Annotated in this window: 23 protein-coding genes; 6 read left to right on the forward strand and 17 right to left on the reverse strand. The window is 70.2% G+C overall.

Translation table 11 applies throughout. The features are described 5' to 3' along the window. Positions 1 to 14 precede the first annotated feature (14 nt). Together OHA88_RS18845 and OHA88_RS18850 are read right to left on the reverse strand one after the other, a co-directional pair. Positions 15 to 2,393, reverse strand: a complete 2,379-nt coding sequence (locus tag OHA88_RS18845; protein ID WP_328626377.1) for a HelD family protein — start codon at positions 2,391 to 2,393, stop codon at positions 15 to 17. 129 nt (positions 2,394 to 2,522) lie between these two features. Continuing rightward, positions 2,523 to 4,568 (reverse strand): GTP-binding protein, encoded by a 2,046-nt coding sequence (locus tag OHA88_RS18850; protein ID WP_443044250.1) that lies wholly within the window; start codon positions 4,566 to 4,568, stop codon positions 2,523 to 2,525. 586 nt (positions 4,569 to 5,154) lie between these two features. Here OHA88_RS18850 and OHA88_RS18855 point away from each other — a divergent pair. Both OHA88_RS18855 and OHA88_RS18860 read left to right on the forward strand, forming a co-directional pair. Further along, complete coding sequence (locus tag OHA88_RS18855; RefSeq protein ID WP_328626379.1) at positions 5,155 to 6,306, forward strand: hypothetical protein; 1,152 nt, start codon at positions 5,155 to 5,157, stop codon at positions 6,304 to 6,306. 161 nt (positions 6,307 to 6,467) lie between these two features. Further along, positions 6,468 to 7,193, forward strand: coding sequence for a class F sortase (locus OHA88_RS18860; RefSeq protein WP_328626380.1), 726 nt, complete (start codon positions 6,468 to 6,470; stop codon positions 7,191 to 7,193). On the opposite strand, the gene OHA88_RS18865 is transcribed toward OHA88_RS18860, so the two are convergent. Then, positions 7,180 to 7,641 carry a GNAT family N-acetyltransferase gene (locus OHA88_RS18865; RefSeq protein WP_328626381.1) on the reverse strand — a complete coding sequence of 154 codons (462 nt, stop codon included), beginning with the start codon at positions 7,639 to 7,641 and terminating at the stop codon, positions 7,180 to 7,182. The genes OHA88_RS18860 and OHA88_RS18865 overlap by 14 nt on opposite strands. 53 nt (positions 7,642 to 7,694) lie before the next feature. After that, a complete protein-coding gene (gene bla / locus OHA88_RS18870; protein ID WP_425895756.1) occupies positions 7,695 to 8,717 on the reverse strand; it encodes a class A beta-lactamase in 1,023 nt (340 codons plus the stop codon). Positions 8,718 to 8,915: 198 nt separating this feature from the next. On the opposite strand from bla, the gene OHA88_RS18875 reads away from it, so the two are divergent. Next, a complete protein-coding gene (locus tag OHA88_RS18875) occupies positions 8,916 to 9,566 on the forward strand; it encodes an MOSC domain-containing protein (protein WP_328626383.1) in 651 nt (216 codons plus the stop codon). A gap of 144 nt (positions 9,567 to 9,710) precedes the next feature. On the opposite strand, the gene OHA88_RS18880 is transcribed toward OHA88_RS18875, so the two are convergent. Continuing rightward, positions 9,711 to 10,094, reverse strand: coding sequence for a hypothetical protein (locus tag OHA88_RS18880; protein ID WP_328626384.1), 384 nt, complete (start codon positions 10,092 to 10,094; stop codon positions 9,711 to 9,713). A gap of 188 nt (positions 10,095 to 10,282) precedes the next feature. Between OHA88_RS18880 and OHA88_RS18885 the strand changes: the two genes are divergently transcribed. After that, the gene (locus OHA88_RS18885) at positions 10,283 to 11,554 is read left to right on the forward strand and encodes an XRE family transcriptional regulator (protein ID WP_328626385.1); all 1,272 of its coding nucleotides are present in this window, start codon (positions 10,283 to 10,285) and stop codon (positions 11,552 to 11,554) included. After that, the gene (locus OHA88_RS18890) at positions 11,551 to 12,099 is read left to right on the forward strand and encodes an N-acetyltransferase (protein WP_328626386.1); all 549 of its coding nucleotides are present in this window, start codon (positions 11,551 to 11,553) and stop codon (positions 12,097 to 12,099) included. The genes OHA88_RS18885 and OHA88_RS18890 overlap by 4 nt, the downstream gene beginning before the upstream one ends. Here the strand turns inward: OHA88_RS18890 and OHA88_RS18895 are convergent. From OHA88_RS18895 to OHA88_RS18940, 10 genes are all read right to left on the reverse strand, one after another. Further along, positions 12,096 to 12,608 carry a mycothiol transferase gene (locus OHA88_RS18895; protein WP_328626387.1) on the reverse strand — a complete coding sequence of 171 codons (513 nt, stop codon included), beginning with the start codon at positions 12,606 to 12,608 and terminating at the stop codon, positions 12,096 to 12,098. The two genes, OHA88_RS18890 and OHA88_RS18895, sit on opposite strands and share 4 nt — an antisense overlap. Continuing rightward, a complete protein-coding gene (locus tag OHA88_RS18900; protein ID WP_267002262.1) occupies positions 12,605 to 13,006 on the reverse strand; it encodes a VOC family protein in 402 nt (133 codons plus the stop codon). Before OHA88_RS18900 ends, OHA88_RS18895 begins: the two co-directional genes overlap by 4 nt. A 94-nt stretch (positions 13,007 to 13,100) precedes the next feature. Next, on the reverse strand, positions 13,101 to 13,712 hold the full coding sequence (locus OHA88_RS18905; RefSeq protein ID WP_030915281.1) for a response regulator transcription factor: 612 nt from the start codon (positions 13,710 to 13,712) through the stop codon (positions 13,101 to 13,103). Continuing rightward, complete coding sequence (locus tag OHA88_RS18910) at positions 13,709 to 14,887, reverse strand: sensor histidine kinase (protein WP_328626388.1); 1,179 nt, start codon at positions 14,885 to 14,887, stop codon at positions 13,709 to 13,711. The genes OHA88_RS18905 and OHA88_RS18910 overlap by 4 nt, the downstream gene beginning before the upstream one ends. Beyond that, entirely contained in the window at positions 14,884 to 15,639 is a 756-nt protein-coding gene (locus OHA88_RS18915) for an ABC transporter permease (RefSeq protein ID WP_443044251.1), read from the reverse strand. The genes OHA88_RS18910 and OHA88_RS18915 overlap by 4 nt, the downstream gene beginning before the upstream one ends. Next, the gene (locus tag OHA88_RS18920; RefSeq protein WP_328626389.1) at positions 15,636 to 16,571 is read right to left on the reverse strand and encodes an ABC transporter ATP-binding protein; all 936 of its coding nucleotides are present in this window, start codon (positions 16,569 to 16,571) and stop codon (positions 15,636 to 15,638) included. Before OHA88_RS18920 ends, OHA88_RS18915 begins: the two co-directional genes overlap by 4 nt. A 189-nt stretch (positions 16,572 to 16,760) precedes the next feature. Continuing rightward, a complete protein-coding gene (locus tag OHA88_RS18925; protein WP_443044252.1) occupies positions 16,761 to 18,872 on the reverse strand; it encodes a hypothetical protein in 2,112 nt (703 codons plus the stop codon). A 175-nt stretch (positions 18,873 to 19,047) separates the two neighbouring features. Further along, positions 19,048 to 19,494: a DUF6113 family protein gene (locus tag OHA88_RS18930; protein WP_328626391.1), complete on the reverse strand. Its 447-nt coding sequence runs from the start codon at positions 19,492 to 19,494 to the stop codon at positions 19,048 to 19,050. Further along, positions 19,491 to 20,444, reverse strand: a complete 954-nt coding sequence (gene mshB / locus OHA88_RS18935; protein WP_328626392.1) for an N-acetyl-1-D-myo-inositol-2-amino-2-deoxy-alpha-D-glucopyranoside deacetylase — start codon at positions 20,442 to 20,444, stop codon at positions 19,491 to 19,493. The genes OHA88_RS18930 and mshB overlap by 4 nt, the downstream gene beginning before the upstream one ends. Before the next feature lie 63 nt (positions 20,445 to 20,507). Further along, entirely contained in the window at positions 20,508 to 20,702 is a 195-nt protein-coding gene (locus tag OHA88_RS18940; protein WP_030915260.1) for a hypothetical protein, read from the reverse strand. 203 nt (positions 20,703 to 20,905) lie between these two features. On the opposite strand from OHA88_RS18940, the gene OHA88_RS18945 reads away from it, so the two are divergent. Continuing rightward, positions 20,906 to 23,038, forward strand: coding sequence for a S9 family peptidase (locus OHA88_RS18945; RefSeq protein WP_328626393.1), 2,133 nt, complete (start codon positions 20,906 to 20,908; stop codon positions 23,036 to 23,038). A 159-nt stretch (positions 23,039 to 23,197) separates the two neighbouring features. Here OHA88_RS18945 and OHA88_RS18950 read toward each other — a convergent pair whose 3' ends face one another. Both OHA88_RS18950 and OHA88_RS18955 read right to left on the reverse strand, forming a co-directional pair. Next, complete coding sequence (locus OHA88_RS18950; protein WP_328626394.1) at positions 23,198 to 24,343, reverse strand: ABC transporter ATP-binding protein; 1,146 nt, start codon at positions 24,341 to 24,343, stop codon at positions 23,198 to 23,200. Further along, positions 24,333 to 25,310 (reverse strand): ABC transporter ATP-binding protein, encoded by a 978-nt coding sequence (locus OHA88_RS18955; protein ID WP_326605596.1) that lies wholly within the window; start codon positions 25,308 to 25,310, stop codon positions 24,333 to 24,335. Before OHA88_RS18955 ends, OHA88_RS18950 begins: the two co-directional genes overlap by 11 nt. Between the last annotated feature and the right edge of the window lie 4 nt (positions 25,311 to 25,314).

Here is a 25,314-nt window from a genome sequence, read left to right on the forward strand (position 1 = left end):
TCTGTCTCCCACCGTCAGGTGAGTTCCGTGACCGTTCGCTCCAGCACCGCGGGGGCCGGACCCCCATGGATGATCCCGAGGCGTTGTGTCGCCCGGGTCAGTGCCACGTACAGGTCGTTCGGACCGCGTGTCGACCGGGCCAGGATCTCCGTCGGATCGGCGATGAGCACCGCGTCGAACTCCAGGCCCTTCGCCTGGCGCACCCCCAGCACCACCACCCGGCTCTCCAGGTCGGGCTCGTCCCCGTACACCGCGCCCGGGACCGACTCGGCGACCGCGGCGCCCAGTTCGTCACGGCGGGTGTCAGGTACGAGTACCGCGAGCCGGCCGTCCTCCAGCGCGGCGGCCTCCTTCGCCGCCCGGTCGGCGAGGGTGCGGGCCAGCAGGCCGGGCTCGGTGCGCATGCGCCACGGCTCCACCCCCGTCTCCCGTACCGAGCGCGGCAGCTGGAGCCCCGGGCCGAGCGACGCGAGAACCTCCGTGGTGGATGCCATGATCTCGGCGGGGGTGCGGTAGTTGACGGTGAGGGACACCTGCCGCCACCGGTCGCCGACATGCGGGGCGAGCGCGGACGCCCACGAACTGGCACCCGCCGCGTCGCCGGTCTGCGCGACGTCGCCGACCAGGGTCATGGAGCGGGTCGGGCAGCGTCGCATCAGCAGCCGCCAGGCCATCTGGGACAGCTCCTGCGCCTCGTCGACGATGATGTGCCCGAAGACCCAGTCCCGGTCGGCGAAGGCGCGTTCGGCAACGGTCCGGACCATGCGTTCCTCGTGACGGTCGGCGAGCGTCTCGGCGTCGAGCATGCCCGTGAGGCGCTCCTCGCCCTCACCGTCCTCGTCGTCGCCTGCCGCGAGGTCGAGGACACCCTGCGCGTACGCGACACCCTCCGCCCGTTCGGCCGCGGCGGCGGCCTCGGCCGCACGGTTGTCCTGACCGAGCAGTTCGGCGGCCTCGTCGAGCAGCGGCACGTCGGCGGCAGTCCAGCCGTCCCCCGTCGTCCGGTACAACAACTCCCTTTCCGCATCGGCCAGTTCATGCGCTGCCGAAGCGAGCCGCGCACGGTCGCCGTACAGGTCGGTCAGCAGCTGCTGTGCGGTGAGCGGCGGCCACAGGGCGTCGAGCGCGGCCCGCACGTGGGCGTCGGTGGCGAGCATCCGCCTTACGTCGGCGATGTCCTGCGCCTCGGTCCGTTCCTGGGCAGCGGCCGAGTCGTCCTCGTCGAGCAGCCCCGGCAGGGCGTCCAGGTCGGCGCGTACGGCACGGTCGAGATCGGCCTCGGCGAGCACCTCGGCGATGTCCGCCTCCAGCCGGTCGGCGAGGTGGCGGGTGTCCTCGACGGACCGCCGGGCCAGCGCGGCGACGATCTCACGCCGGAAGAGGGGGGCGGCCCTGTTGTGCGGCAGTCCGGTTGCGCGGGCGGCGTCGGCGGCGCGTACGCACTCCTCGTGGTCGAGGCGGACGACATCGCCGTCGAACTCGACCTCCAGCCCGGTGCCCGCCGGCACCTGCCGGTCCCGGACCGCCGCCGCGATCACGGCCGCCATCTCCGTACGCCCCTTGAGCTCAGCGGTCTCCCACGGTTCGGTCAGGTCGGCGCGGACGCCCGGGAACAGCTCGCCGACGGTGGACAGCAGCACGCTGTTCTCGCCGAGACCGGGCAGCACTTGGCCGATGTACCCGATGAAGGTGGGGTTCGGTCCGACGACCAGCACGCCCCGGGAGGCCAGTTGCCGGTGCGTGTAGAGGAGATACGCGGCCCGGTGGAGCGCGACCGCGGTCTTGCCGGTGCCGGGGCCGCCCTGCACCACCAGGACCCCGCGACGGTCGGAGCGGATGATCGCGTCCTGCTCGGCCTGGAGCGTGGCAACGATGTCGTGCATGCGGCCGGTGCGGCCGGCGTCGAGCGAGGCGAGCAGCGCGGCCTCGCCGGTCAGCTCGCCGACCGGCACCCCGTCGCGGTCGAGCACCTCGTCGTCGAGCCGGACGACCCGGTCCCCGCGGGTGGTGATGTGGCGGCGCTTGCGGACGCCGTGCGGGGCGGCGGGCGTGGCGACGTAGAAGGGGCGGGCGGCGGGTGCGCGCCAGTCCAGCAGCAGCGGATCGTCGTCGGCGGACTCGGCGGGCAGTCCGACGCGCCCGATGTAGTGCCGATCGCCGTCCCGCAGATCGAGCCGCCCGAAGCAGAGCCCGTTCTCGGCAGCGTCGTACCGCGCGACCTGCCCGGCGTACCGGGCGGCGGACGCCTCGCGCTCCAGCCGCCCCTGCCGGGTCCCGCCGGTCTCCCGGAGGACGCCGGTCAGCTGGTTCCGGGCATGGTCGCGGAGGGCTTCCACGCGGGCGTGGAGCATGTCGAGATGGTCCTGCTCGTGTGCGATCTCAGCTGTGGACAACGGTGCACTGGCTCCCTGCGGGCGGCGGTGGGCGGCAGCCAAGGGTGCCCTACATCGGGTCGGAAGGGGAGCCGCGCAGGTCCGGGGGTACGCCAGACCTGCGCGGCTCCCCTCCCGCCCTGGCACCGGCTACCGGGGATCCCCCTGCCCGGCGATCCTGCGCACCGTGTGCAGCAGGTACTCCTTGCGGTTGAGCGGGTTGTGGTCGGTACGCGGACGGTCCGGGACCGTACCGACCACCGCCCGGTACGAGTCGAAGGCCGTTTCCAGGACGCCTTCGCCGCGCGTGAGCGCCGGAAGCTGTTGGTGCAGCTCATGGACCCGAGCCGCCGGCATCTCACCCTGCAGCACGCACGACGCGCCCTGCACCGCCGGGGTCCGCGGCACGGCGCGCAGGCGGGCGATTACGGGCAGGGCCGGGCCGAGCGTGTCCGCCGGAAGCTCCAGCCGGAACCGGTGCATCGGCTCGTACACCGTGGTGCCGGCCTGTTGCAACGCGGCCATCAGGACCAGCGGTGTCAGATTGCGGAAATCCCCGGCCGTGCTCGACATGGATTTGTCGAATACGGCATGCGAATGGCTCTGCCGGGGCCAGTAGCCGGAATGCGTCATCGTGACAATGCAATCGGTGACCTGCCAGCCGTGAATTCCCTGCCGCAGCGCCGAACGGACCGTTTCCTCGACCGCCCTCATCAATGAGAACGGCATGGATCCCAGCTCCACCTCCAGCCGGTATTCCACTCCGCTGCCGATCGGGGCGGGATCGACACGCAGTCCGATGGTCGCCAGGAAAGGGTTGTGCTCCGTGTCCCCGACCTCGAAAGCGGATCCGCTGCCGATCGGCCGTTCCACACAGATGGTGGTGGTCTCCCGGAAGGTGACGTCGATCCCGAATTCGTCGGCCAGCGTCGCCTGAATGACTTCCTTCTGCACCTCACCGTAGAGCGATACGGACACTTCCTTCCGGATGTCGTCCTGACGCAGATTGATCAGCGGGTCCTGTTCGGCGAGCTGGGCGAGTGCGAGATGGAGTTCGCCCCGGCCGGCCGGGGCGCGGGGAACGACGACCGATTCGAGCGTCGGCGGGGCGAAGAAGTGACCGGTCGTGGCGGCGCCCGGGACGCCGACCGAATCGCCGATCCGAATGTCGCCGAGCCCCTGGAGCTTCCCGATCTGCCCCGCGCGGACCGACGAGGCACGGACGGTGGAGCCCTCGTCGAAGACGCTGATGGCGGTGACTTTGCCGTCGCAGCGCCCGCCTCGCCCGTCCGGCGCGTCGCTGTCGCCACGTCCGCCGTCCCGGCCGAACGGCAGCCGGTCGCGGGTCCGTACCGTTCCCGAGAGCATCCGGACATACGCGATCTTCTCGCCGCTCGAACCGCGCTCGACCTTGAACACGGTGCCCGAGACCGGCCCGTCGACGTCGCCCTCGGCCGCGGGCAGCAGCTCCCTGATCCCACCGATCAGAGCGTCCACACCCGTCCCGGTGATGGCCGATCCGAAGAAGACCGGATGGACGAGTGCCTCCCCGGTCTGCGCGACCAGAGCGCTGCGGAGCGTGCTGTACGGGAGCGACGCGCCGCCGTCGACGTACGCGGCGAGGAGAGCATCGTCGCGGTCGGCGAGCAGCTCGGTCAGCCGGGAGGTGAAGCCGGCGTCGGAGTCCGTGTACGGCGTGCAGCGGGCGCTCCGCGTCCCCAGCCCGTCGACCGACCCCATCGCGACCACGTCCCGGGTCAGCTTGTCGGAGACGGTCCGCAGAACGGACGCGTACTGTGCACCGCCGCGGTCGATCTTGTTAACGAAGATGAGCGTGGGAATGCGCAGCCGCTGCAGGGTCCGCATCAGCACGCGGGTCTGCGCCTGCACGCCCTCCACGGCGGAGACGACCAGCACCGCGCCGTCGAGCACGCTCAAAACCCGCTCCACCTCGGCAATGAAGTCCGGGTGACCGGGTGTGTCGATCAGATTGACCGTGATGTCGTCAATGGGGAACGAGACGACGGCCGACTTGATCGTAATGCCGCGCTGTCGTTCGAGCGCGAGGGAATCGGTCTGGGTGTTCCCGTCGTCGACGCTGCCGATCTCGTCGATGACCCCGGCGGCGTGGAGCAGCCGCTCGGTCAGGCTTGTCTTACCGGCGTCGACATGCGCCAGAATTCCCAGGTTCAGCATGTGCACGAAGCTTCATGTCCTCAAGATCGGTAACAATTTCCGCCTGAATGAACATGAGAGTTCCGCGCATGATCGTCTCCTGGTTCTCGATTGACCGATGACCGGTCGGCTGATGCCGGGAGTACAGCAGGAAGCCACCCCGGCGGACAACTCATTTATGACCGGATTTCCAGCCGGAACCGCCGAACGCCCTCGATTTTCTGCGCGGATCGCAAGGCCGGAAGCCGGGGCGACGGTCCGGCCAGGGGCCGAGTCAGGGTCAGGCACCCCCAACTCGCTGCGGAGTCAGGCAAGTTCGAGTGCTCGGCACGGGCGCCACCAGCTCCAGCGAACGACCCGTCACCATGAGGTGCAGTCAGCAAACGAGTGGGCCGGCGGGCCCCAAACCTCGGCGCGGCGTTGCATACAGTCCAATGGGTGATTATTCGCTTTTCACCACCCGAAGAGACCACGCATTAGCTCCGGCGCGGAGCTGCCTAATGGCGCTGAGTCGCTTTTCGATTGACGGTGGAACACGTCGCTACTGCGTCACACCGAGTCGACAGCCAGTCACTCACCGCAGTTGCGCCGAAAGGAACGTGTTCAGATGCGCTCTGCCCGCACCTTGTTCGCTTCGGCCGCCATCAGTGCGGTCCTGGCGATCACGACACCAGCTGCGTTCGCGATGACCGTGGCCGACCGGGACGGCGACGGCTCCTCCCACAGCAGCAACAGCCACGGCGGCCGTGGCGGCGAAGACGGCGGCCGTGGCAGCGACGAAGGCGGCCGCGGCGGCGACGAAGGCGGCCGTGGCAGCGACGAAGGCGGCCGTGGCGGCGACGAAGGCGCCAGTGGCAGCGACGAAGGCGGCCGCGGCGGCGACGAAGGCGGCCGCGGCGGCGACGAAGGCGCCAGTGGCAGCGATGAAGCCGCCAGTGGCAGCGACGAAGGCGGCCGCGGCGGCGACGAAGGCGGCGGCCGCGGCAGCGACGGAGACAGGCCCAGCGGTGGCGTCCGCACCGGTGGCGGCGCCCTGGCCATGAAGGCGGCCGGTGAAGATGACCACGGCCACAAGTCCGACCACGGCGGGAAGTCCGACCACGGCGGGAAGGGAGGCTACGGCAGCGAGGACGGCAGTGGCGACAGCGAGGACGCCGGCACCGGATTCGTCGACGAGGACAGCAGTGGCTACCTGGACAAGCACGGCGACGAGGCCGGCGACGAGGACGGCAGCGAGGACGGCAGCGAGGACAGCAGCGGCTACGGCAGCGAGGAGGGCAGCGGCTACCTCGAGAAGCACGGCGGTGACAAGAAGCACGGCGATGACAAGAAGGGCAGCGGCTACCTCGAGAAGCACGGCGACAAGGGCAGCAGCGGTAACGGCAGCAAGCCCAGCGGTGGCGTCCGCACCGGTGGCGGCGCCATGGCCATGGTCGTGTCCGACGACGGCCACGGCGACAAGGGCGGCCGTGGAGAAGGCGGCAGCCGTGGGGACGAGGGCGGCTACGGCGACGAGGGCGGCTACGGCGACGACGGTGGTTACGGCGACGACGGTGGCGAAGAGAGCGGCAGGGGCGGCGAGAGCGGCAGGGGCGGCGAGAGCGACAGGCCGAGCGGCGGCGTCCGCACCGGTGGTGGCGGGACGGCCGTGACCGCCGGCAGCGGTCTGGCAGCCGGTTCGGCACTGCTGATCGGTGGGCTCGGCGTCGGTGCGTACAAGATGCGTCGCCGTCAGGCCACGGGCGGTGCGGTGGCCTGAACGAACTGACCTGGACGAACTGAACGGCCAGCGGGTTGCCGCATCTGTCGCGGTCGCCGTCCCTCGGGGCGGCGGCCGCGGCGGCTGCGTTTCCCGCCCCCACCGGCTGACCGACCCACCGCCCGACCGACTGATGACGCACGGAAGAAAGGCACGCTCCCATGGCCGCCCCGCAGTCGTCCGATTCGAACCCCTCTCCATCCGGCACCAGCTCTTCCACCTTCGGCCGCACCCTGCTCTGGCCCGCAGCAGCAGCCGGACTGGGCCTGCTCATGATCTTCAACTCGTTCGGCACTGCCGAGGACAACAAGCCGCTGACCGCGCCCTCGGTGGCAGCTCCCGCCCCCGCCCCCGCCGCCGGCCCCGCCGCCCCTCCCGCTCCGTCGGCCGCCGCCTCCCCCACCCCGACGGGGCTGTTCATGCCGCGTTCCAACCCGACGAAGCTTCAGATCCCGTCGATCGCGGTCAAGGCACCCTTCACACCGCTGTCCCTCGGCGCGAAGGGGCAGCTCAACGCCCCGCCGCCGAACGACACCAACCTGGTCGGCTGGTACAAGGGCGGAGTGACACCCGGTGAGCGCGGCGCGGCGATCGTCGCCGGTCACGTCGACACGACGACCGGACCGGCGGTGTTCCTTCAGCTCCAGTTCGTGAAGCAAGGCGCCACAGTCGACATCACGAGGGCGGACGGCAGCGTCGCCACGTTCAAGGTCGACTCCGTCGAGAAGTTCAGCAAGGCGAGCTTCCCTGACGAGCTGGTGTACGCCGACACTCCGAACGCGCAGCTGCGGCTGATCACATGCGGCGGCACCTACGACAGGAAGGCCAAGGACTACAAGGACAACGTCGTGGTGTTCGCCCATCTCGACTCGACTAAGCGCCCCTGACGGTCTCCGTCCGCCCCAACTCCTTGAAGAAATGATGACGGGTGTGGCCGCCCGGGATCCCTCCGCCGCTGCCGGTCTCCCGATAGCCCTGCCGACGGTAGAAGCCGGGCGCCTGGAAGGACATCGACGAGACGATCATCGACGTGCAGCCGCGCGCCACGGCCTCGTCCTCGGCGGCGCGCACCAGGCGGGCCCCCCAACCTTCGTGGCGCCGGTCGGCCCGCACCCACACTTCCGATATCCCGGCACAACCGCCCCAGGTCCAGCCGACCAGCCCGGCCACCAGTTCGCCCGCCTCATCGGTGACCCGAACGGAGAGGCCGCGGTCGTCGTGGGCGCCGGTCGCATCGTTGTTGAACGCGGTCAGCTCTTCGCTCAGCCGGGTGGAGAGCACCGGGTCCTCCGCACCGACGCACAAGGTCGCGTCCGCGCTGTGTCCAGTCGTCATGACGCATGAGTGTGCCAGCACCACGGATCACGCGAAACCGAAATCCGTGCTGGTCAGGCCGGTGGCATGGGCCACCTCCCCGGTGCAGCCGTCGGCGGTCGACTCAAGGCCGCAGCCAGAACGCCCGCCGTTCCGGCGACCAGGGGGTTGTCGGCGGGAGCGTCCCGATCGGGCTTGGTGGTCATCACGGCCAGGACGACCGGCGGGCGGCCGGGGGGCCAGGCGATGCCGACGTTGTTGTTGCCGCCGTAGCTGCCGCCGGCGGTCTTGTCGGCGACGGTCCAGTCGGCGGGAAGCCCGGCGCGGAAGCGTTCACCGCTGGTGGTGTTGGCGAGCAGCCAGCCGGTGAGCAGCCGACGGTCGCAGGGAACGAGTGCGTCTCCCAGGACGAGGCGAGCGTAGGTGCGTCCGACGGCACGAGGCGTGGTGGTGTCGGTCTCGCGCCATGGCTCCGCCGAGTTCAGCTCGGGCTCCCAGCGGTCGAGGCGGGTGACCGGGTCGCCGATGGAGCGGCAGAAGCGGGTGACGGCGCCGGGGCCGCCCAGTTCTCGGAGGAGGAGGTTGGCCGCGGTGTTGTCGCTGTGCGTGATGGAGTACGCGCACAGGTCGGCGACCGTCATCCCGTGGGAGAGGTTCTCGGCCCTGCCGGTGATCGGCGAGTTGCCCGAGGCCTCGACGTACTGCGCGGTGTAGCGGATGCGGCGGGCCAGGAACTCGCCGTTGCGGTCCAGATCACGAAGGACCGCCGCCGCGCCGATGGTCTTGAACAAGGAGCACATCGGGAAGCGCTCGTCCGGTCGGTACACCACCGTGCGGCCCGTGGCGGTGTCATGGGCGTAGGCGCCGAGCCGGGCGGAGTGCTCCCGCTCCAGGGCGCGCAACTGCCGGGCGGCCCGCGCCGCCGCGCCGGACGCTGTCGGGGAAGTGCGCACGGTCGAGGCGGCGTTCGCGGGGGGCGACAGGGACACGGCGCTTGCGGCCCCGGCGGCCAGGATCGTCCGGCGGGTCGCGCGGGCTCCGATGGATCGCACAGTCGTGTGCCTTTCCTTCGTACGGCAGGACTTCTGCCAGGACATCACCTCCCACCCCACTGGTTGCGATGACCGCATCAGCCGCACCCATGGCCGTCAACCGTTTGAAGCAACGCCGCTCCGTCGCCACCCGCTACGACGGACCGCCGAGTCCTGCAGAGCGACCATCACCCTCGTATCACCACTCGATTCCGGTGGCTAAATATGTCGCCCCGGCCTGCAGAGGACCGTAGCCTCGCCCGCATGAAGCTGCTCTCCGTCAATGTCGGCAGGCCCCGGCCCAACCCGTGGAAGGGCCTCAGCGCGACCGGGATCGACAAGCGGCCGGTTCAGGGTCCCGTCTCCGTCATCGCCCCCGGCCCGAAGGGCACCGGCACGGTCGGTCTCGTGGGCGACCGCGTGTACGACGTGAAGCACCACGGTGGTTCCGACCAGGCCGTCTACGCCTATGCCCGCGAGGACCTCGACGGGTGGCAGGCCGAGCTGGGCAGGCCGCTCGCCGGCGGCGCCTTCGGCGAGAACCTCACGACACTCGGCCTCGACGTCAACGGCGCCCTGATCGGTGAGCGCTGGCGCATCGGGCCCCACGTGGTCCTGGAGGTGTCGTGCGCACGGATCCCGTGCGCCACGTTCCAAGGCTGGCTGGAGCGCGAGGGCTGGATCAAACGGTTCACGCAGGCGGCACTGCCGGGCGCGTATCTGCGCGTGATCGAGCCGGGAGAGATCCGGGCCGACGACCCGGTCGAGATCGTGCACCGGCCCGGCCACGATGTGAGCGTGGCACTGGCCTTCCGCGCGATGACGCTCGAACCGGAACTGTTGCCGCGGCTGCTGGTCGCCGACGCGCTGCCCGAGGAGAGCAGAGAACTGGCCCGCAGGCGCACGACCACGTAGACCCCCAACGGCATTGCGCAGAGGCTGAGTTGAACTCGTCCGCGACTGCGCCTCACGTCACGGTGGACGATCAGCTGCCCGATTCGCCGCAGCTCACTCCCCGGCGGCCGGCCGCGGGGATCACGTCGCGGCGGCCGGACCGGATCAGGGTGTCGGTTCCTCCGGCAGGGCCGCGTACAGGTCGCGGAACGCCGCGGTCAGGCTCGCGATCATCCGCCAGTACGTGAAGGCAACGGCGTCGGACGTGGCACCGTCCGGCCGTACGGCGACATCGAGGTTCCGGTACGCGACACGGAACAGCGCCCGGACGCCGCCACGGCCCTCCTGGTCGTAGCCGTAGTCCTCGACGGCCATCAAGGTCCGCAGATGTCCGATCAGTTCCTTGGTCCCCGTGTCGATGACGTCGCGTCGGGGACGTGCCGGGCGTTTCGCCAGCGCATGGTCGACGGCCCGGGCGATCGCGTCGATATCGATGCCGGTGCCGGCGGCCGCGTGCTGTGGAGCGGCGTGAGGTTCGGTCCCGGTCACGGGTCCTCCTACCGGCGGCCGGGAGCACACCCGATTGCCTTCAGATCTCCGAGGAATGGTGCTCCAAGGAGATCCCCATATGAACCTCCGCAGAAGGCAATTCGGGATGCGGTCCGCTTACGGACGACCGGAAATTTCTGGCGCCCGATCGCCCCACTGCCGGTGCCGGTTGTCGCTACCGTGAGTTCATGACGGGAAAGACCGGCAACGCCGTACTGGCCGATCGTATGAATGCTGCGGGTCTGATGCAGCACGAACTCGCAGCCCGGCTCAATGAGCACATCGAGCGGCTGACCGGCCGGCCCGGAACCCTTCAGGACCGGCATATCCGGAACTACCTGACCGGAAGAACCCGTTGGCCGCACAGCCGTCAACGGCAGGCTCTGGAGGCGGAATTCGGCTGCACGGCCGAGGAGCTCGGCTTCGTCCCCCGGCAGGGCTCCTCCTCGGCTGCCGTCCGAGCGACACCGGAGGATTCCGTGGAGCGACGAGCCTTCACCACCAGGGCTGCGGTGGTCGCCGCAGGCGCTGTCCTGCCCGCAGCGCGGAACAGCATCGGCTTCAGCGACGTCCGACGCATCGACCAGGCCCTGGACGCTCTGTATCAGGAAGAGAACAGGCTCGGCGGCACCAGTCGTATCGAAGCCCAATTCCTGGGCTGGATGAACCATTCCCTGTCCCTGCTCAACAGCGGCCGCGCCTCGGCCCGGGTACGTTCCCTGCTCTATGCCACGGCCGCGAACGCGGCGAGCACCGCAGCCTGGGCCGCTCTCGACTCCCACCACCAGCAGCGGGCCGCGCAGCATCTGGAGCGTGCTGTCACCTTGGCCGGCCTGTCCGGAGATCCCGAAGCCGTTCACCGGGCGTGGAACAACGTCGCCATGCTTGCGGGGCAACGCGGACGCCCCATCGAGGCCCTTCATGCCGCGCAGGCAGCACGGGACTCGGGCATGGCGCGGCGCGATCCTCTGTACGCGTCCCACGCCCACGTCCGGATCGCCCTGTCCCACGCGCGTATCCGTGACAAACAGGCCGCACTCCGTGCCCTGGGCCACGCCGAGGACGCGCTCGCCCGCACCGATCCGGCCCATCGCCCCACCTGGCTCGCCTATTACGACAAGGCGGAACTGCACGGCCTGGCCGGGATCGTTCACCAGCGGCTCGGCCGACCCGAGCAGGCCGAGGCCCGCACCCATCAGGCACTTGCGCGGCTCAGCCCCGAGCTCACCCGGAACCGGGTCTACTACACCGCCCAACTCGCCCTCGCTCAGCTCGATCAGGACGACATCGAGGCGGCGTGCGCGACCGCCGACCGCGCGCTCACCACAGCCGGAACTGCGCCCGGGAGCCACCGCATCAGCAGTCTCCTCGACGACTTCCGCCGTCGGCTGACCACGCACCCCTCCTCCCTCGCACGCGAATGGCTGCAGCACACGGCCGTGAAGGAGACCGCCGAATGACCCTCGATCTGCGGCACTGCACGGACAGCGAGCTGCCGGGCATCCGCCACGTCCTCCTGGACGTGTATGCGGAGGTGTACGCCGGTCAACTGCATGTGCCGTTCACCAGCCTTGAGCGTTTCGATCAACGACTGACGAATCACTCCAGAGGCACCGGCTGGGAAGCGGTGATCGGCTATGCCGGTTCCGAACCCGTCGGCTACGCCTACGCCGCACCCTTACCCGAGGACGCCCGCTGGTGGACACACATGACCACCCCCCTGCCCGAAGGTTTCACGAGAGAGACCGGGTCACGCACGCTCGCCCTGTTCGAGTTGATGGTGCGCAAGCCGTGGCGGGACACAGGCGCCGCGCACGCCATTCATGAGGAACTGCTCAGCCGCCGCACGGAGCAACGGGTCACGCTGCTGTGCGAGCGGGAACACCCCCGGGTCAAGGCGCTCTACGAGACGTGGGGATACGCCCACATAGGAGATCAGCTGCCGTTTCCCGACAGCCCTCTGTTCGCCGTCATGGTGCGCGCCCTCCGCCAGGACGGCCCTTAGGTCAGCACCATCCAGCGTCGGCCGTCGATGAGTTCCCGTGCCGCGTCGAGGTGGCCTGCGTGGCACGCGGTTTCGGTGATGACGTGCAGCAGAACGTCCCGAAGGTTGTACAGGTGCGGTTCGCCGAAGAGGTGGTGCGGCCACCAGGCCAGGGCGGTGTCCGCAGCTGTGGCGGCGATGACGGCGTCCGCCAGGTCCGTCTCGTGGCGGTACCGTCCGAGGACGTCGGCGGCCGACAGACCGGGACCCACCTGCCAGGCGTCGTCGCTGTCGTCCAGGGCCCCGATGACGTCCTTCTCACCGGCGACGACGGCACGGAACCAGAACCGTTCGACGTCCAGCGCAAGGTGCTGCACGAGTCCCAGGCAGTTCCATCCGGACGGCAGCACGGCTTGCCGCAGCGCATCCGCGTCCAGCCCGTCGAGGATTCCCGTGATGTGGCGTCGCTGCCCGTCCAGGGCTCTGAGCAGTGCTTTGATCTCGCCGTTCGGTGATGCTTCCCCGGTCACTTCGCGATCTCCCAGATGTGGCCACCGGGGTCACGGAAGCTGGCGGTCCGGATTCCCCAGGGGCGGTCCATCGGCCCGTTCAGCAGCGTCACGCCTCGTGCGGCCAGCTCCTCGCACATCGCGTCCACGTCATCCACGGCAAGGGTGAGCTGGAAGCGGGATCCGGCGTCGGGGGCCGCGACGCGCGCGGGCTCGATCAGCTCGTGCGCCTCGGTGGTCCTCAGCAGGTTGATGAGGGTGTCCCCGAAGCCGAATACGGCCGAGTTGTCGTCCTCGAAGATCACCGGCAGCCCGAAGACCTCCCGGTAGAAACGTTCTGTGGTGTCCAGGTCCTCGACGAACAGGGTGAGGGCGCTGATTCCCCTGGGCCACGCAGGATCGCTTGTCTTGTCGGTCACGGTTACAGAGGATCTCCGAATCGGCGGTGTCGTGTACAGGGGGCCGTCGGCCCGGACCGCCTGGTCCCATCCCGCGGGGCCTGACTCCGGGCAGCTACAGCCAGCCCTTCTCGCTCGCGATCCGTACCGCCTCCGCCCTGTTCCGCGCCGCCATCTTCTGGATCGCCGTGGACAGGTAGTTGCGGACCGTGCCCTGCGAGAGATGGAGCGCGGTGGCGATCTCCGCGTTGGTGGAGCCGTCGGCCGCCGTGCGCAGGACATCGCGTTCGCGTTCGGTCAGTGGGCTCGCCCCGTCGGCGAGCGCGGCCGCCGCCAGCGTCGGGTCGATGACGCGTTCTCCGGCGAGCACCTTGCGTACCGCTTCGGCGAGTTGCGCGGCGGGGGCGTCCTTCACCAGGAAGGCGTCCGCGCCCGACTCCATCGCGCGGCGCAGATAGCCGGGGCGGCCGAACGTCGTGACGACGACGACCTTCACGGCCGGGAGTTCGCTCCGCAGCAGTCCCGCCGCTTCGATGCCCGTCATGCCCGGCATCTCGATGTCGAGGAGCGCGACATCGACGGCGTGCTCGCGGGCCGCGGCGAGCACCTCGTCACCGCGGGCGACCTGGGCCACCACCTCGATGTCGGGTTCCAGACCGAGCAGCGCCGCGAGGGCCTCGCGCACCATGGACTGGTCCTCGGCGAGGAGGAGTCTGATCATGCTCATTCCCCGGATCCTAGGTCGGATCCGAGCGGAACACTGAGGGTGAGGGTAAAGCCTTTACCGGAAGCGGAGCCGGTGGGCCGGGTGGTCATCGTGCCGTCGACCGTGGCGAGGCGCTCGGTGATACCGGTGAGGCCGTTGCCCGGCTTCGTACCGGAGCCGCCCCGGCCGTCGTCCGCCACCGTGAGTTCCAGGATCCGGCCGCCGAGCGTCTGGCGTGGGGCGAGGGTGACGGTGCAGCGGCGGGCGCCGCTGTGACGTACGACATTGGTGACGGCTTCCCGCAGCGCCCAGGCGAGGACTTCCTCCGGCTTCTCGGGGAGGTCGTCGGGGGGATCGGTCGGGACGTCGGCGGTGATGCCGGCGGCGGCGAGTGCGGTACGGGCACCGGCCAGTTCACCGGGGAGCGTCGGCCGCCGGTAGCCGGTGACCGCACTGCGTACGTCCACCAGGGCCTGACGGCTGACCTGTTCGATGTCGGCGACCTGGAGCGCCGCCTGGTCGGGGTGGTCGGGGAGCATCCGTCCGGCCAGCTCGCTCTTGAGCGTGATCAGCGAGAGCGAGTGGCCGAGCAGGTCGTGCAGATCGCGGGCGAGCCGCAGCCGCTCCTCGTTGGCGGCGAGCTGGGCGACGGTGGCGCGGGCCTCGCGCAGCTCGATCGTCGTACGGATCATCTGCCGGACGCCGGTCATCGCGAACCCGCCGAGAAGTGCGGGGACGACCAGGGCGGTGATGATCTCGCGCGGGTGGTCACCGGTCAGGCCGATGCCGACGAGTACGGCGGTGACGGCGGGGATCAGCCACCCGGCCGTCCGCAGGGGCAAAGTGGCCCCGACGGTGACGGAGACGTACACGAAGAGGACCAGCCACGGGTTGCCCAGCGTCAGGGAGAGCGCGACGGCCAGGGCGCCGAGGAAGGCGATGGTCGTCCCGACCCGGCGACGGTCCAGCGCCTTCGACGTGTGGCGGAAGACGAGGACCAGGTACGTCCCGACGAAGACCACCAGGCCGAGGGCGCCCAGCGCGGTGGCCCACGGCGTGTGGTCGCCGTCGACGAGGTCGTTGACCGGGGCGCTCATGAACGCGAGCCAGATGCCGATCCAGAGCAGTTTGATGCCCACCTGGCGGCGGTTGGTCGGCGGGCGCCCGATCCCTACGAACGTCGCGTCGTCGTTCACGCCTTGAGGGTGTCCTTCCGGTAGAGCCAGGCCGCGGCGCCCGCGAAGAGCAGGAAGTAGACGCAGAGGATGCCGACGTCCTTGGCGTGCGGCGAGCCGCCCATCTCGACGGCCTGGCCGAGAGAAGCGTACGCGTGGGTGGGCAGCCACTCGGAGATGTTCTGGAGCCACTGCGGGAAGGTCGCGCTGGGCATCCACAGGCCGCCGAGGATCGACAGCGCAAAGTAGATGATCATGGTGATCGGGCGGACCGCGTCGCCGCTGGCGAGGTAGCCGATGGCGACCCCGAGTGCGGCGAAGACCAGCGAGCCGGCCCAGATCACCCCGACCAGCGCGAACCACTGCCAGGCGTCCATCCGCACGTGCTTGACGGCAGCGGCGACCAGGAAGACGACCACGATGCACGGCAGGGTGACCATCGCGGCGCTGGCGATCTTCGCCAGGACGTAGCCGCGGCTGGGCAGTGCGGTCAGGCGCAGCTGGCGGACCCAGCCCTTCTCGCGCTCCTTGGCGATGCGCTCGCTGTTGCCCATCAGTACGGCGGTCAGCGCGCCGAACGAGGCCATCGAGACCATGAAGAAGGCCTGCAGCGTCAGGTCGGTGTGCGGGACCTTGTCGGTGGTGTTCTGCGTGCCGGAGATCAGCAGGTAGATCACCGACGGGTAGATGATCGAGAAGAACATGAACTTCTTGTTCCGCAGGGTGCGGGTCACTTCGAGCCTGATGAGTGTCCACGAGAAGAAATTCATCATGCGGTCCTGGCCTCCTCGGCCTCGGTGATGGCGACGAAGGCCTGCTCCAGGCCGAGTCCTGCGACTTCGAGTTCGCGCGGGTAGAGGCCGAGCGCGTAGACCGCGTGGACGGTCGCGTCGGCGTTGTGCGACTGGATACGGACCCTGTTGCCGCTGATGTCGAGCGTGGACAGGAACGGCAGGTCGCGCAGGGCCGCTTCGTCGATCGGGCCTTCCAGCTCGAACGAGATCCGGCGGGCCCCGGCCTTCGCCTTGATCTCGGCCGCGGTGCCGTCGGCGAGGAGCCGGCCCTTGTGGAGGACGAGGACGCGGTCCGCGATCGCATCGGCCTCTTCGAGGTAGTGCGTGGCGAACAGGACGGTACGGCCCTGCTCGGCCTGCTCGCGCATGGTGGCCCAGAAGGCCTGGCGGGCGGTGACATCCATGCCGGTGGTCGGCTCGTCGAGGACGATCAGGTCGTTGGCCCCTGCGGTCGCGAGCGCGAACCGCACGCGCTGCTCCTGGCCGCCGGAGAGCTTGTTGACCATCCGGTCGGCGATCGACGCGATGCCTGCACGGGCCAGGACGTCGGAGACCGGGTACGGGCGGGGGTGCAGATGGCAGACGAGCCGGACGATCTCCTCGACCGTGACGTCCTCCATCAGGCCGCCACTCTGCAGCATCGCGCCGACCCGGCCCCGGGCGATCGCCTCCTGCGGGGACGTGCCGAAGAGCCGGACCGTGCCGGAGTCCGCGGTGCGCAGGCCGAGGAGCAGATCGAGGGTGGAGGACTTTCCGGCGCCGTTGGGGCCGAGGAGCGCCACGGTCTCGCCGGGGTGCAGGTCGAGGGAGAGCCCGTCGACGGCGCGCACGTCCCCGTATGCCTTGCTGACCTGGTCGAAGCTGACCACGGCCGCTTGCGCGGTGGTGGCTTCGGTGGCTGTCGTTGTCATGCGCCCAGCCTGGCGGAGCGGGGTGTCCGCCCGGCAGGGTCACGGGTCGTGAATCGGGGATGACAGATGTCATGCCGGACGCGTGACACCGCCCTTGCGCCGCCGCCGTGGCGTACGCACGGCACCCGCCCCCGGCCGGAGGTCCGGGCGGAGGCGGGTGCCGTGCGTACTGCGGCGGTACGGGTGGTGCTATCCGTTGCCGTCGAGGGCGATCGTGGCGGTGCGCTCGGCGGTGGTCCTGCCGAGCAGCGCGGTCTGCATGGCGTGCGCCACGTCATCCGCACTGAGCTGGTGCTTCTTGCCGTCACCCTTGGTGATCATGATGCCGTCGAAGACACCGTCGCAGAGGGTGTCGATCGCGGTCTTGTTGTAGTACTCGACCAGTCGGCCGTCGACCGCCCTCATGGACAGGATCTGCGGCAGCGACTTCGCGGGGCCGAACTGGATCTGCTTGGGCCCGGCCTTGATGGTGATCAGGCCGGACATCGCGGGCTTCGCGAATTCCTTCATCGCCCGGTCCAGTTCGGCCTGGTCGATGGTGGGCTCGCGGGTGGCGACCGGCAGTTCGACCGTGGCCGGCTTGCCCGTCTGCACCTGGGCGCGGTACGCGTCCCGGACCGAGATCATCGACCGGTCGACGTCCAGCGCCTTGCCCGCCTTGCCGGGAACCTCGACGGCCTTGCCCGGCTCGAACTTGATCGTGCCGTCGCTGGCGGAGCCGGAGGCGCCCGCCAGATCGGTCAGCGCGACGCCGAGCTTCTCCTTGTCGACCGGGATGACCGGGTCGGCCTTCCGCTCGCCGCCGAAGAGGGAGCCGATCACCGACACCGGGTTGTAGTCGCTGCCCGCGGCACCGCGCACGGTCTCCTGGCTGTCCAGCGAGAGACCGGCCTTGTCCGGGGCCAGCTGCGTGTTCTTGCCGTCCACGGACAGCTGGAGGGGGGCCTTGGCGCGCTCGCCGAGCGCCTCGTCCAGCTTGGCGACGGCCTGCTCCTTCGTGCCGCCGCCGATGTCGACGCCGAGGACGGTGGTGCCCTTGGGAACCTCGGAGTGGTTCATCAGCAGGCCCGCACCGTACGCGACTCCGGCCAGACCCACGACTCCCGCGCAGAGCAGGACCAGCTTGGAGCGGCCCTTCTTCACGGGGGCCGGGGCAGGGCGGGTGGCGGCGGGCGACGGAGCGACGGGGCGGCCCGGTCCACCCGGCCCACCCGGTCCGGTGCCCATCGGGCTGTCCGGGAGAGGGGGCGTCAGGCCGGGACCCGGCACGCCGGGACCGCCGGGACCACCCGGTCGCGTGAACGTCGACGGGGCGGACGGCGCGCGGTGCTCCGGCGGGACGACCGGGATGCCACTGGTGAGCGTGTCCCCGGAGACATTGCCCCCGGGACCGGCGGCGGGCGCCGCGAACTGCGGCGTCAGGACGGCCGTGTCGTCGGACATCCGCGGAGGTACGCCACCGGGAGCACCGGGGCCGGACGGACCACCGGGGCGGCCGGCGAATCCTTCCGCCCCACCGAAGTTCGGGGTGAGCGGCGACTTGCCGGTGACCGGACCGGTGGTGGCACCGGACGGGCCCGGCGTACGCATACCGAGGTTCGGCGTGGCGCGCGGCCCGGGAATCTCGTCCCCGCCGAACTCGTCACGGGCACCGGGGCGGGGCGCCCCCTGGTCGCCCCCGCGCTGCGGACCCTCCGAGAAGTACGGAAGGTCGGCGCGCGGCGGGGTCGGTCCGGCGGATCCGGCAGATCTGCCGGCGTCCATGTCCGTACCGGCACCCGTGCCCACGCCCGGGCCACCGCCGGCCGGCACGCCCGCGCCGCCGACCACCGACGTGTTCGTCGGAGCCTTGCGCGGGGCGAACCAGTCGCTGCCGCTCTTCTCTCTGGACGGCTTGTCGGCGGCCGGTTCCGCGGTCGCCGATCCGTCCCGCGCCTCATCGGCCGGTTCACCCTGTGCACCCGGTGCGCCGTTGGATGCGGGCCCGCCCGGACGCGGCGTGCTGCCTGTGCGCTCACGCGAGGCATCCGCCTCGGCCTCGCTCATCGGCGTACGCATGACGACCGGCGGGATGGGACGCGAGCCCGGGATATTGATCCGGATACGCGTCGTCAGTGTCGTCTCGGTCCTCGGCTCTTCCGGCTGAGGCGCATCCGCAGACTCCGGGGACTCCTCAGGGGCGTCCTGCGAAGGGTGCAGCGACGGATACTGGCGTGATCCGTACGGCGGCGTACCCGACGGGTACGCGGCTCCCCCGCGCCCCTGGGGCCCGGAGGACGAACTGTCAGTTTCACGACTCAAAGCAGGTTCTCCCGATTGGCTCCGCCGCCCGTACTTCCCCCATGCCGCAGGCCAGGGGACGGCTCGGCGCGCGAACCACCATACTGGCCGCCGCCGCCGGACACCCCGCGACCGGGGGAGACGGCGACGCACCCCCCGGACGAACAGGGGGCATTACGGGATCGGACGTGGCACATTACTTGCCAGGTCGACCGCTGTCGGCGCCTTGTCGGGGCGACCGCGACATGGTGGCACACATCACAGCGATCGCCATCCCGCCCAGCATGAAGAGGGTGAGGCCCAGTTCGTCGCCGAAGACGTAGTCGCCCTCCGGCCGTCCGCCGAGCAGAACGACGACCGAAATCAGCCAGCCCGCGGCGGGTGCCAGGGCGCCGATCTGCGTGCGGGTGAGCAGCCGGCCGCCGTAGAACAGTCCGGCGCAGGCCACCAGGGCGAGCAGCAAACCGCCGGGGAACCAGGCGGCTTGGACGAACGCGCCGGCGAGCCCGACGAGCACTCCGAGGACCGCGAGGCCCAGGTAGGCGCCGATGCGGCCGGGGTTCAAGGGCGCGGCAAGGCCGGTGGGCACGGGCTCTCCGGACGGGGCATCGGTGCGGGGCGGGCGCTGCTTGCCGTTGCTCATGGACGTGCTCCCGACTGTGCTTCCGATGCGCCCGGTACGCCCGGCACCCCTGCGAAGAGATCGTGTTCCCGTACGCCCTCGGGTGCTCCGGAGGCTCCGCGTACCAACTCGTAGTACTCGGTGGTGAAGACGGGCTGTCCCAGATCGTTCGAAAGGGCGAAGAATGGACCGTCCACGGCGATCTGGGTGCTATGTGCCCGCATCGCCGCCGTCTTGGCCGCCGCATGGGCCGCGCCGTCGATCTCCGCGGTGATCTGCGTGTCGTTCACCACACCCGGTACGTCGTCGATCGCGGCGATCGCCGGGAAGGCGTCGGGGGCCGTGGCGCGCAGCCGCGCGAAGGCCTGCTCGGCGACGGAGCGCGGCACCCGGTTCCAGTAGATCTTGTCGATGGTGTGCGGCGAGGTGTCCGGGGATGCCTGCGGAGCGTCGGGGCCGGGGCGGTAGGCGGGATCGGCCGCGAGATCCGCGGCGCGCATCGCGACACGGTGCGCCTGGATGTGGTCGGGGTGCCCGTAGCCGCCGTCGGGGTCGTACGTGACGAGGACCTGCGGGCGCACCGAGCGGATCACCTCCACGAGGTACGCAGCGGCGTCGTCGACGTCCGTGTTCCAGAAGGCGCCGGGCCGGTGGTTCTGCTCGGCGCCCATCATTCCGGAGTCACGGAACCGGCCGGGTCCGCCGAGGAACCGGTGGTCGGTGACCCCGAGCTCCTTCATAGCGGCGGCGAGTTCACCGATGCGATGGGCGCCCAGGGCGTCGTCCCGGTCGGCCGCGAGGTGCGCGAGCTCGGGCGGGATGACCTCGCCCTCCTCGCCGAGCGTGCAGGTCACCAGGGTGACCTGGGCGCCCTGGGCCGCGTACAGGGCCATGCTGGCGCCGTTGTTGATCGACTCGTCGTCGGGGTGCGCGTGCACCAGGAGCAGACGACGGGCGGGAAGGTCCGTCATGGGACCCACCCTACGAGCCGGCCGGCCCACGGTACGACCGTGGACGGCGGCCCGGGCCCCGGGTCAGAACTTGATGCCCCCGATCATGCCGGCCACATTCGTGGTCAGTTCCGAGATGGTGGGCGCAATGGACGAACTGGCGAGATAGAAACCGAGCAGCATGCAGACCACCGCATGTCCGCCCTTCAGTCCGGATTTCCGGATCAGCAGGAAGACGACGATCGCCAGCAGCACCACCGCCGAAATCGAGAGTGCCACGGCGGTTCACCTCCATCGGTACGGTCGGGACGGGCAGCACGCATGGAGCCAGCAGGTTCTTACCCACCGAGCGCTACGGATCATAACTATCCGTGGCACCGCATTGATCGGGGCACAGCAGCACGAGGGGCGCACGACCGGGTGGTCGGGCGCTCTGTCGGGTCCGGGGACCGACGCCGCATCAGGCCCTAGGGTTCGGGGTTATGACCTTGCAGAAGCTTTCGTTTCCCCGACAGCACGCCAGGACTCAGCGGTTCACCCTCGGCGCTCCCCGTGCGTTCACCGTCTCGCCGGACGGGGAGCGGGTGATCTTCCTGCGGTCGGCCTCCGGCACGGACCGGTCCAACAAGCTCTGGGTGCTGGACCTGGCGGCCGACGGCACGCCGAAGGAGCGGGTCGTCGCCGATCCCGGGACGCTGCTGGGCGGTTCGGCGGAGAAGTTGTCGGCGCAGGAGCGGGCGCGGCGCGAGCGCAGCCGTGAGGGGTCCTCGGGGATCGTCGGCTACGCGGTGGACTCGGCGGCCGAGTTGGCGGCGTTCGCGCTCTCCGGGAAGGTGTACGTCGCCGAGTTGCGGGCCGGTTCGACGCGCGCGCTGCCGGTCCCCGGCCCGGTGCTCGACCCCCGGCCGTCGCCCGACGGGCGCCATGTCGCCTACGTGTCGAAGGGCGCACTGCGGGTCGTGGCGGCGGAGGGCGACGGGGACCGGGCGCTCGCGGAGCCGGAGGACGCGCACATCTCGTACGGTCTCGCGGAGTTCATCGCGGCCGAGGAGATGCAGCGCTCGCGCGGCTTCTGGTGGTCGCCGGAGTCGGACCGGCTGCTCGTCGCCCGGGTCGACGACAGCGCGGTGAAACGATGGTGGATCGCCGACCCGGCACACCCGGACCGCAAGCCCGCCGAGGTGGCGTACCCGGCGGCGGGGACGCCCAACGCCGACGTGCGGCTCCTGGTGCTGGGACTGGACGGCACCCGTACCGAAGTGGTGTGGGACCGGTCGCGCTATCCGTATCTGGCGCAGGTGCACTGGTCGTCCCAGGGTGCCCCGCTGATCCTCGTCCAGGCCCGTGACCAGCGCAGTCAGCTCTTCCTGGCGGTGGACCCGGAGAGCGGTACGACGCGGACGGTCCATGTCGACGAGGACCCCGTGTGGCTGGACCTCTTCGCCGGGGTGCCCGCGTGGGCGCCGGACGGGCGGCTGGTGCGGATCGTGGACGAGGGCGGGGCGCGGGTGCTCTCGGTCGGCGACCGGCCGCTGACCGGGGCGCAGTTGCAGATCCTGGCGGTCCTGGACATCGGTGAATCGGATGTCCTGGTGGCGGCGTCGGCCGGCGAGGAGGCCGCGGAGCCGGAGATCGGCGAGAGCCATGTGTACCGGGTCAACGAGCTGGGCGTGGAGCGGGTCTCCGAGGGGGCGGGGGTGCACTCGGCGGTCCGGGCGGGCGGGGTGACCGTGCTGGTCTCCACCTCGCTGGAGCGGCCCGGCGCCGCGGTGCGGGTGCTGCGGGACGGCAAGCAGATCGCCACGGTCGCGACATATGCGGAGGAGCCGGTTCTGTCGCCGCGGGTGCAGCTCACCGAGGGGGGCGCACACCGGATTCCGTGCGCCGTGCTGCTCCCCACCGACTATCAGGAGTCGGACGGTCCGCTTCCGGTCCTGATGGATCCGTACGGTGGACCGCACGGCCGACGGGTCGTCGCCGCCCACAATCCGCACCTCACCTCGCAGTGGTTCGCCGACCAGGGCTTCGCGGTGGTCGTCGCGGACGGCCGCGGCTCTCCGGGGCGCTCCCCCGCCTGGGAGAAGGCGATCAAGAACAACCTGGTCCTCACCCTGGACGACCAGGTCGAGGCGGTGCACGCGCTCGCCGAAAGGTTCCCGCTGGATCTCACCAAGGTGGCCATCCGCGGCTGGTCGTACGGCGGATACCTCGCGGGCATGGCCGTACTGCGGCGGCCCGACGTCTTCCACGCGGCGGTCGTGGGTGCTCCGGTGACCGACCAGCGGCTGTACGACACCCACTACACCGAGCGCTATCTCGGTGACCCGACCACACAGCCCGAGGTGTACGCGTACAACTCGCTGCTCACCGACGAGGGATTGTCCGAGGCCGCGGACCAGGTCCGGCCGATGATGATCGTCCATGGTCTGGCGGACGACAATGTGGTGGTCGCGCACTCCCTGCGGCTGTCGTCGGCGCTGCTCTCGGCCGGGCGACCGCACGAGGTGCTGCCGCTCAGCGGGGTGACGCACATGACTCCGCAGGAGCAGGTGGCGGAGAATCTGCTCCTGCTGCAGGTGGACTTCCTGAAGCGGTCGCTGGGGCTGAGCGAGTAGCTCCGCCGACCGGCCGGACGCCGCAGGCCGTGGTCGACAGGCAACCGGCCGGGAGGACTTGAAAGCCCTCCCGGCCGGTTCACGGCACCCGCACGGCCGTACGCCGTTCATGCTGGCGCGTTCGTATATCGGACGTGCGACGGCCGAGTTGCCCGTGCGTTAACGAATGCGGGGGCCGGTGCCCGGCTCCCCCGGCTCCCCCGGCTCTTCGGGCTCTTCGGGCTCTTCTCCCGGCCCCTCCGGCTCCTCGCCGGGCGGCACCACCTGCTTCTCCTCCGCGAAGTGGCATGCCGAGTCGTGATGGGCCGGGGTGTCCGTCAGCCGGAAGACCGCGGGGACCGCGAGCAGCGGCACCTCCAGTTCGCACCGCTCCTGGGCCTTCCAGCAGCGGGTGCGGAAGCGGCAGCCGGACGGCGGGTTGGCCGGGGACGGCACATCGCCGTGCAGGATGATCCGCTCCCGGTGCTCGCGCGCCATCGGGTCCGGCACCGGCACCGCCGACAGCAGCGCCTGCGTGTACGGGTGCGTGGGGTGGTCGTAGATCTGCTCGTCCGTACCGATCTCGGCGAATCGGCCCAGATACATCACGCCGACCCGGTCGGAGATGTGCCGGACGATCGACAGGTCGTGCGCGATGAAGACGTAACTCAGGTTGAACTCCGCCTGCAGCCGGTCGAGCAGGTTGATGACCTGTGCCTGCACGGAGACGTCGAGGGCCGAGACAGGTTCGTCGGCGACGATGATCTCCGGGTTGAGCGCGAGGCCGCGGGCGATGCCGATGCGCTGGCGCTGACCGCCGGAGAACTGGTGCGGATAACGGTTGATGTACTCCGGGTTGAGACCCACGACATCGAGCAGGTCCTGCACCTTGCGGCGCCGGTCGCCCTTGGGCGCCACCTCGGGGTGGATCTCGTAGGGCTCCCCGATGATGTCGCCTACCGTCATCCGGGGGTTGAGCGAGGTGTACGGGTCCTGGAACACCATCTGGATGTTCCGGCGTACGGCCTTCAGCGCGCGGCCGGACAGCTTGGTGACGTCCTCGCCCTTGTACGTGATCGAGCCGGCCGTCGGCTGCTCCAGGTGGACGAGCATCCTGGCGACGGTCGACTTGCCGCAGCCGGACTCCCCCACGATGCCGAGGGTCTCGCCCGCGGCCAGTTGGAAGGAGACGCCGTCGACCGCCTTGACCGCACCGACCTGCTTCTTGAACAGGATGCCCTGGGTCAGCGGATAGTGCTTGACGAGGTCGCGGACCTCCAGAATGGGTTCGCCGCCCGCGCGGGTGCTCCCCTGCTCAGCGTGCATCGAGCGTCTCCTTCCAGAAGTAGCAGGCGCTCTCGCGGTGCTGGGCCACCTCGAACAGCGGCGGCACCTCACCACGGCAGATGTCCTGGGCCAGCGGGCAGCGCGGGTTGAAGGCGCAGCCGGGCGGGATGTGCAGCAGGTTGGGCGGCAGCCCCTTGATCGCGTACAGCTCCTGGCCCTTCTGGTCCAGCCGTGGGATCGACTGGAGGAGGCCCTTGGTGTATGGGTGGGCGGGGGCCTTGTAGATCTCGTGGACGGGGGCCGACTCCACGATCCGGCCCGCGTACATCACGGCGATGTAGTCGGCGACGTCCGCGACCACGCCCAGGTCGTGGGTGATCAGGATGAGTCCCATGTTGAGCTCGCGCTGGAGTTCGGCGAGCAGGTCCATCACCTGGGCCTGGACGGTCACATCGAGGGCGGTGGTGGGTTCGTCCGCGATGATCAGCGAGGGTTCCAGCGCCATCGCCATGGCGATCATGATGCGCTGGCGCATGCCGCCGGAGAACTGGTGCGGGTAGTTCCCGACGCGTTCCTTCGCGGCCGGGATGCGGACCCGGTCCATCAGCTCGATGGCCTTCGTCCGGGCGTCCTTGCGGGACATCCCCCGGTGCACGACGAACATCTCGCCGAGCTGGTCCCCCACGCTGAGCACGGGGTTGAGGGACGACAGCGCGTCCTGGAAGATCATGGCCATCTCCTGGCCGCGGATCTTCCGGCGCTCCTCGGCCTTGAGCTTCAGCAGATCGCGGCCCTTGAAGATGATCTCGCCGCTGCTGATCTTCCCCGGCGGCATGTCGAGAATGCCCATGATCGCCTGTGCGGTGACCGACTTGCCGGAGCCGGACTCGCCGAGGACCGCGAGCGTCTCGCCCTCGGCCACCGAGTAGTTGACCCCGTTGACGGCTTTGGCCACCCCGTCCCGGGTGTGGAACTCCACGTGCAGATCGCGCACTTCGAGCAACATGGCA

Source organism: Streptomyces sp. NBC_00353, assembly GCF_036108815.1.
Lineage (GTDB): Bacteria > Actinomycetota > Actinomycetes > Streptomycetales > Streptomycetaceae > Streptomyces.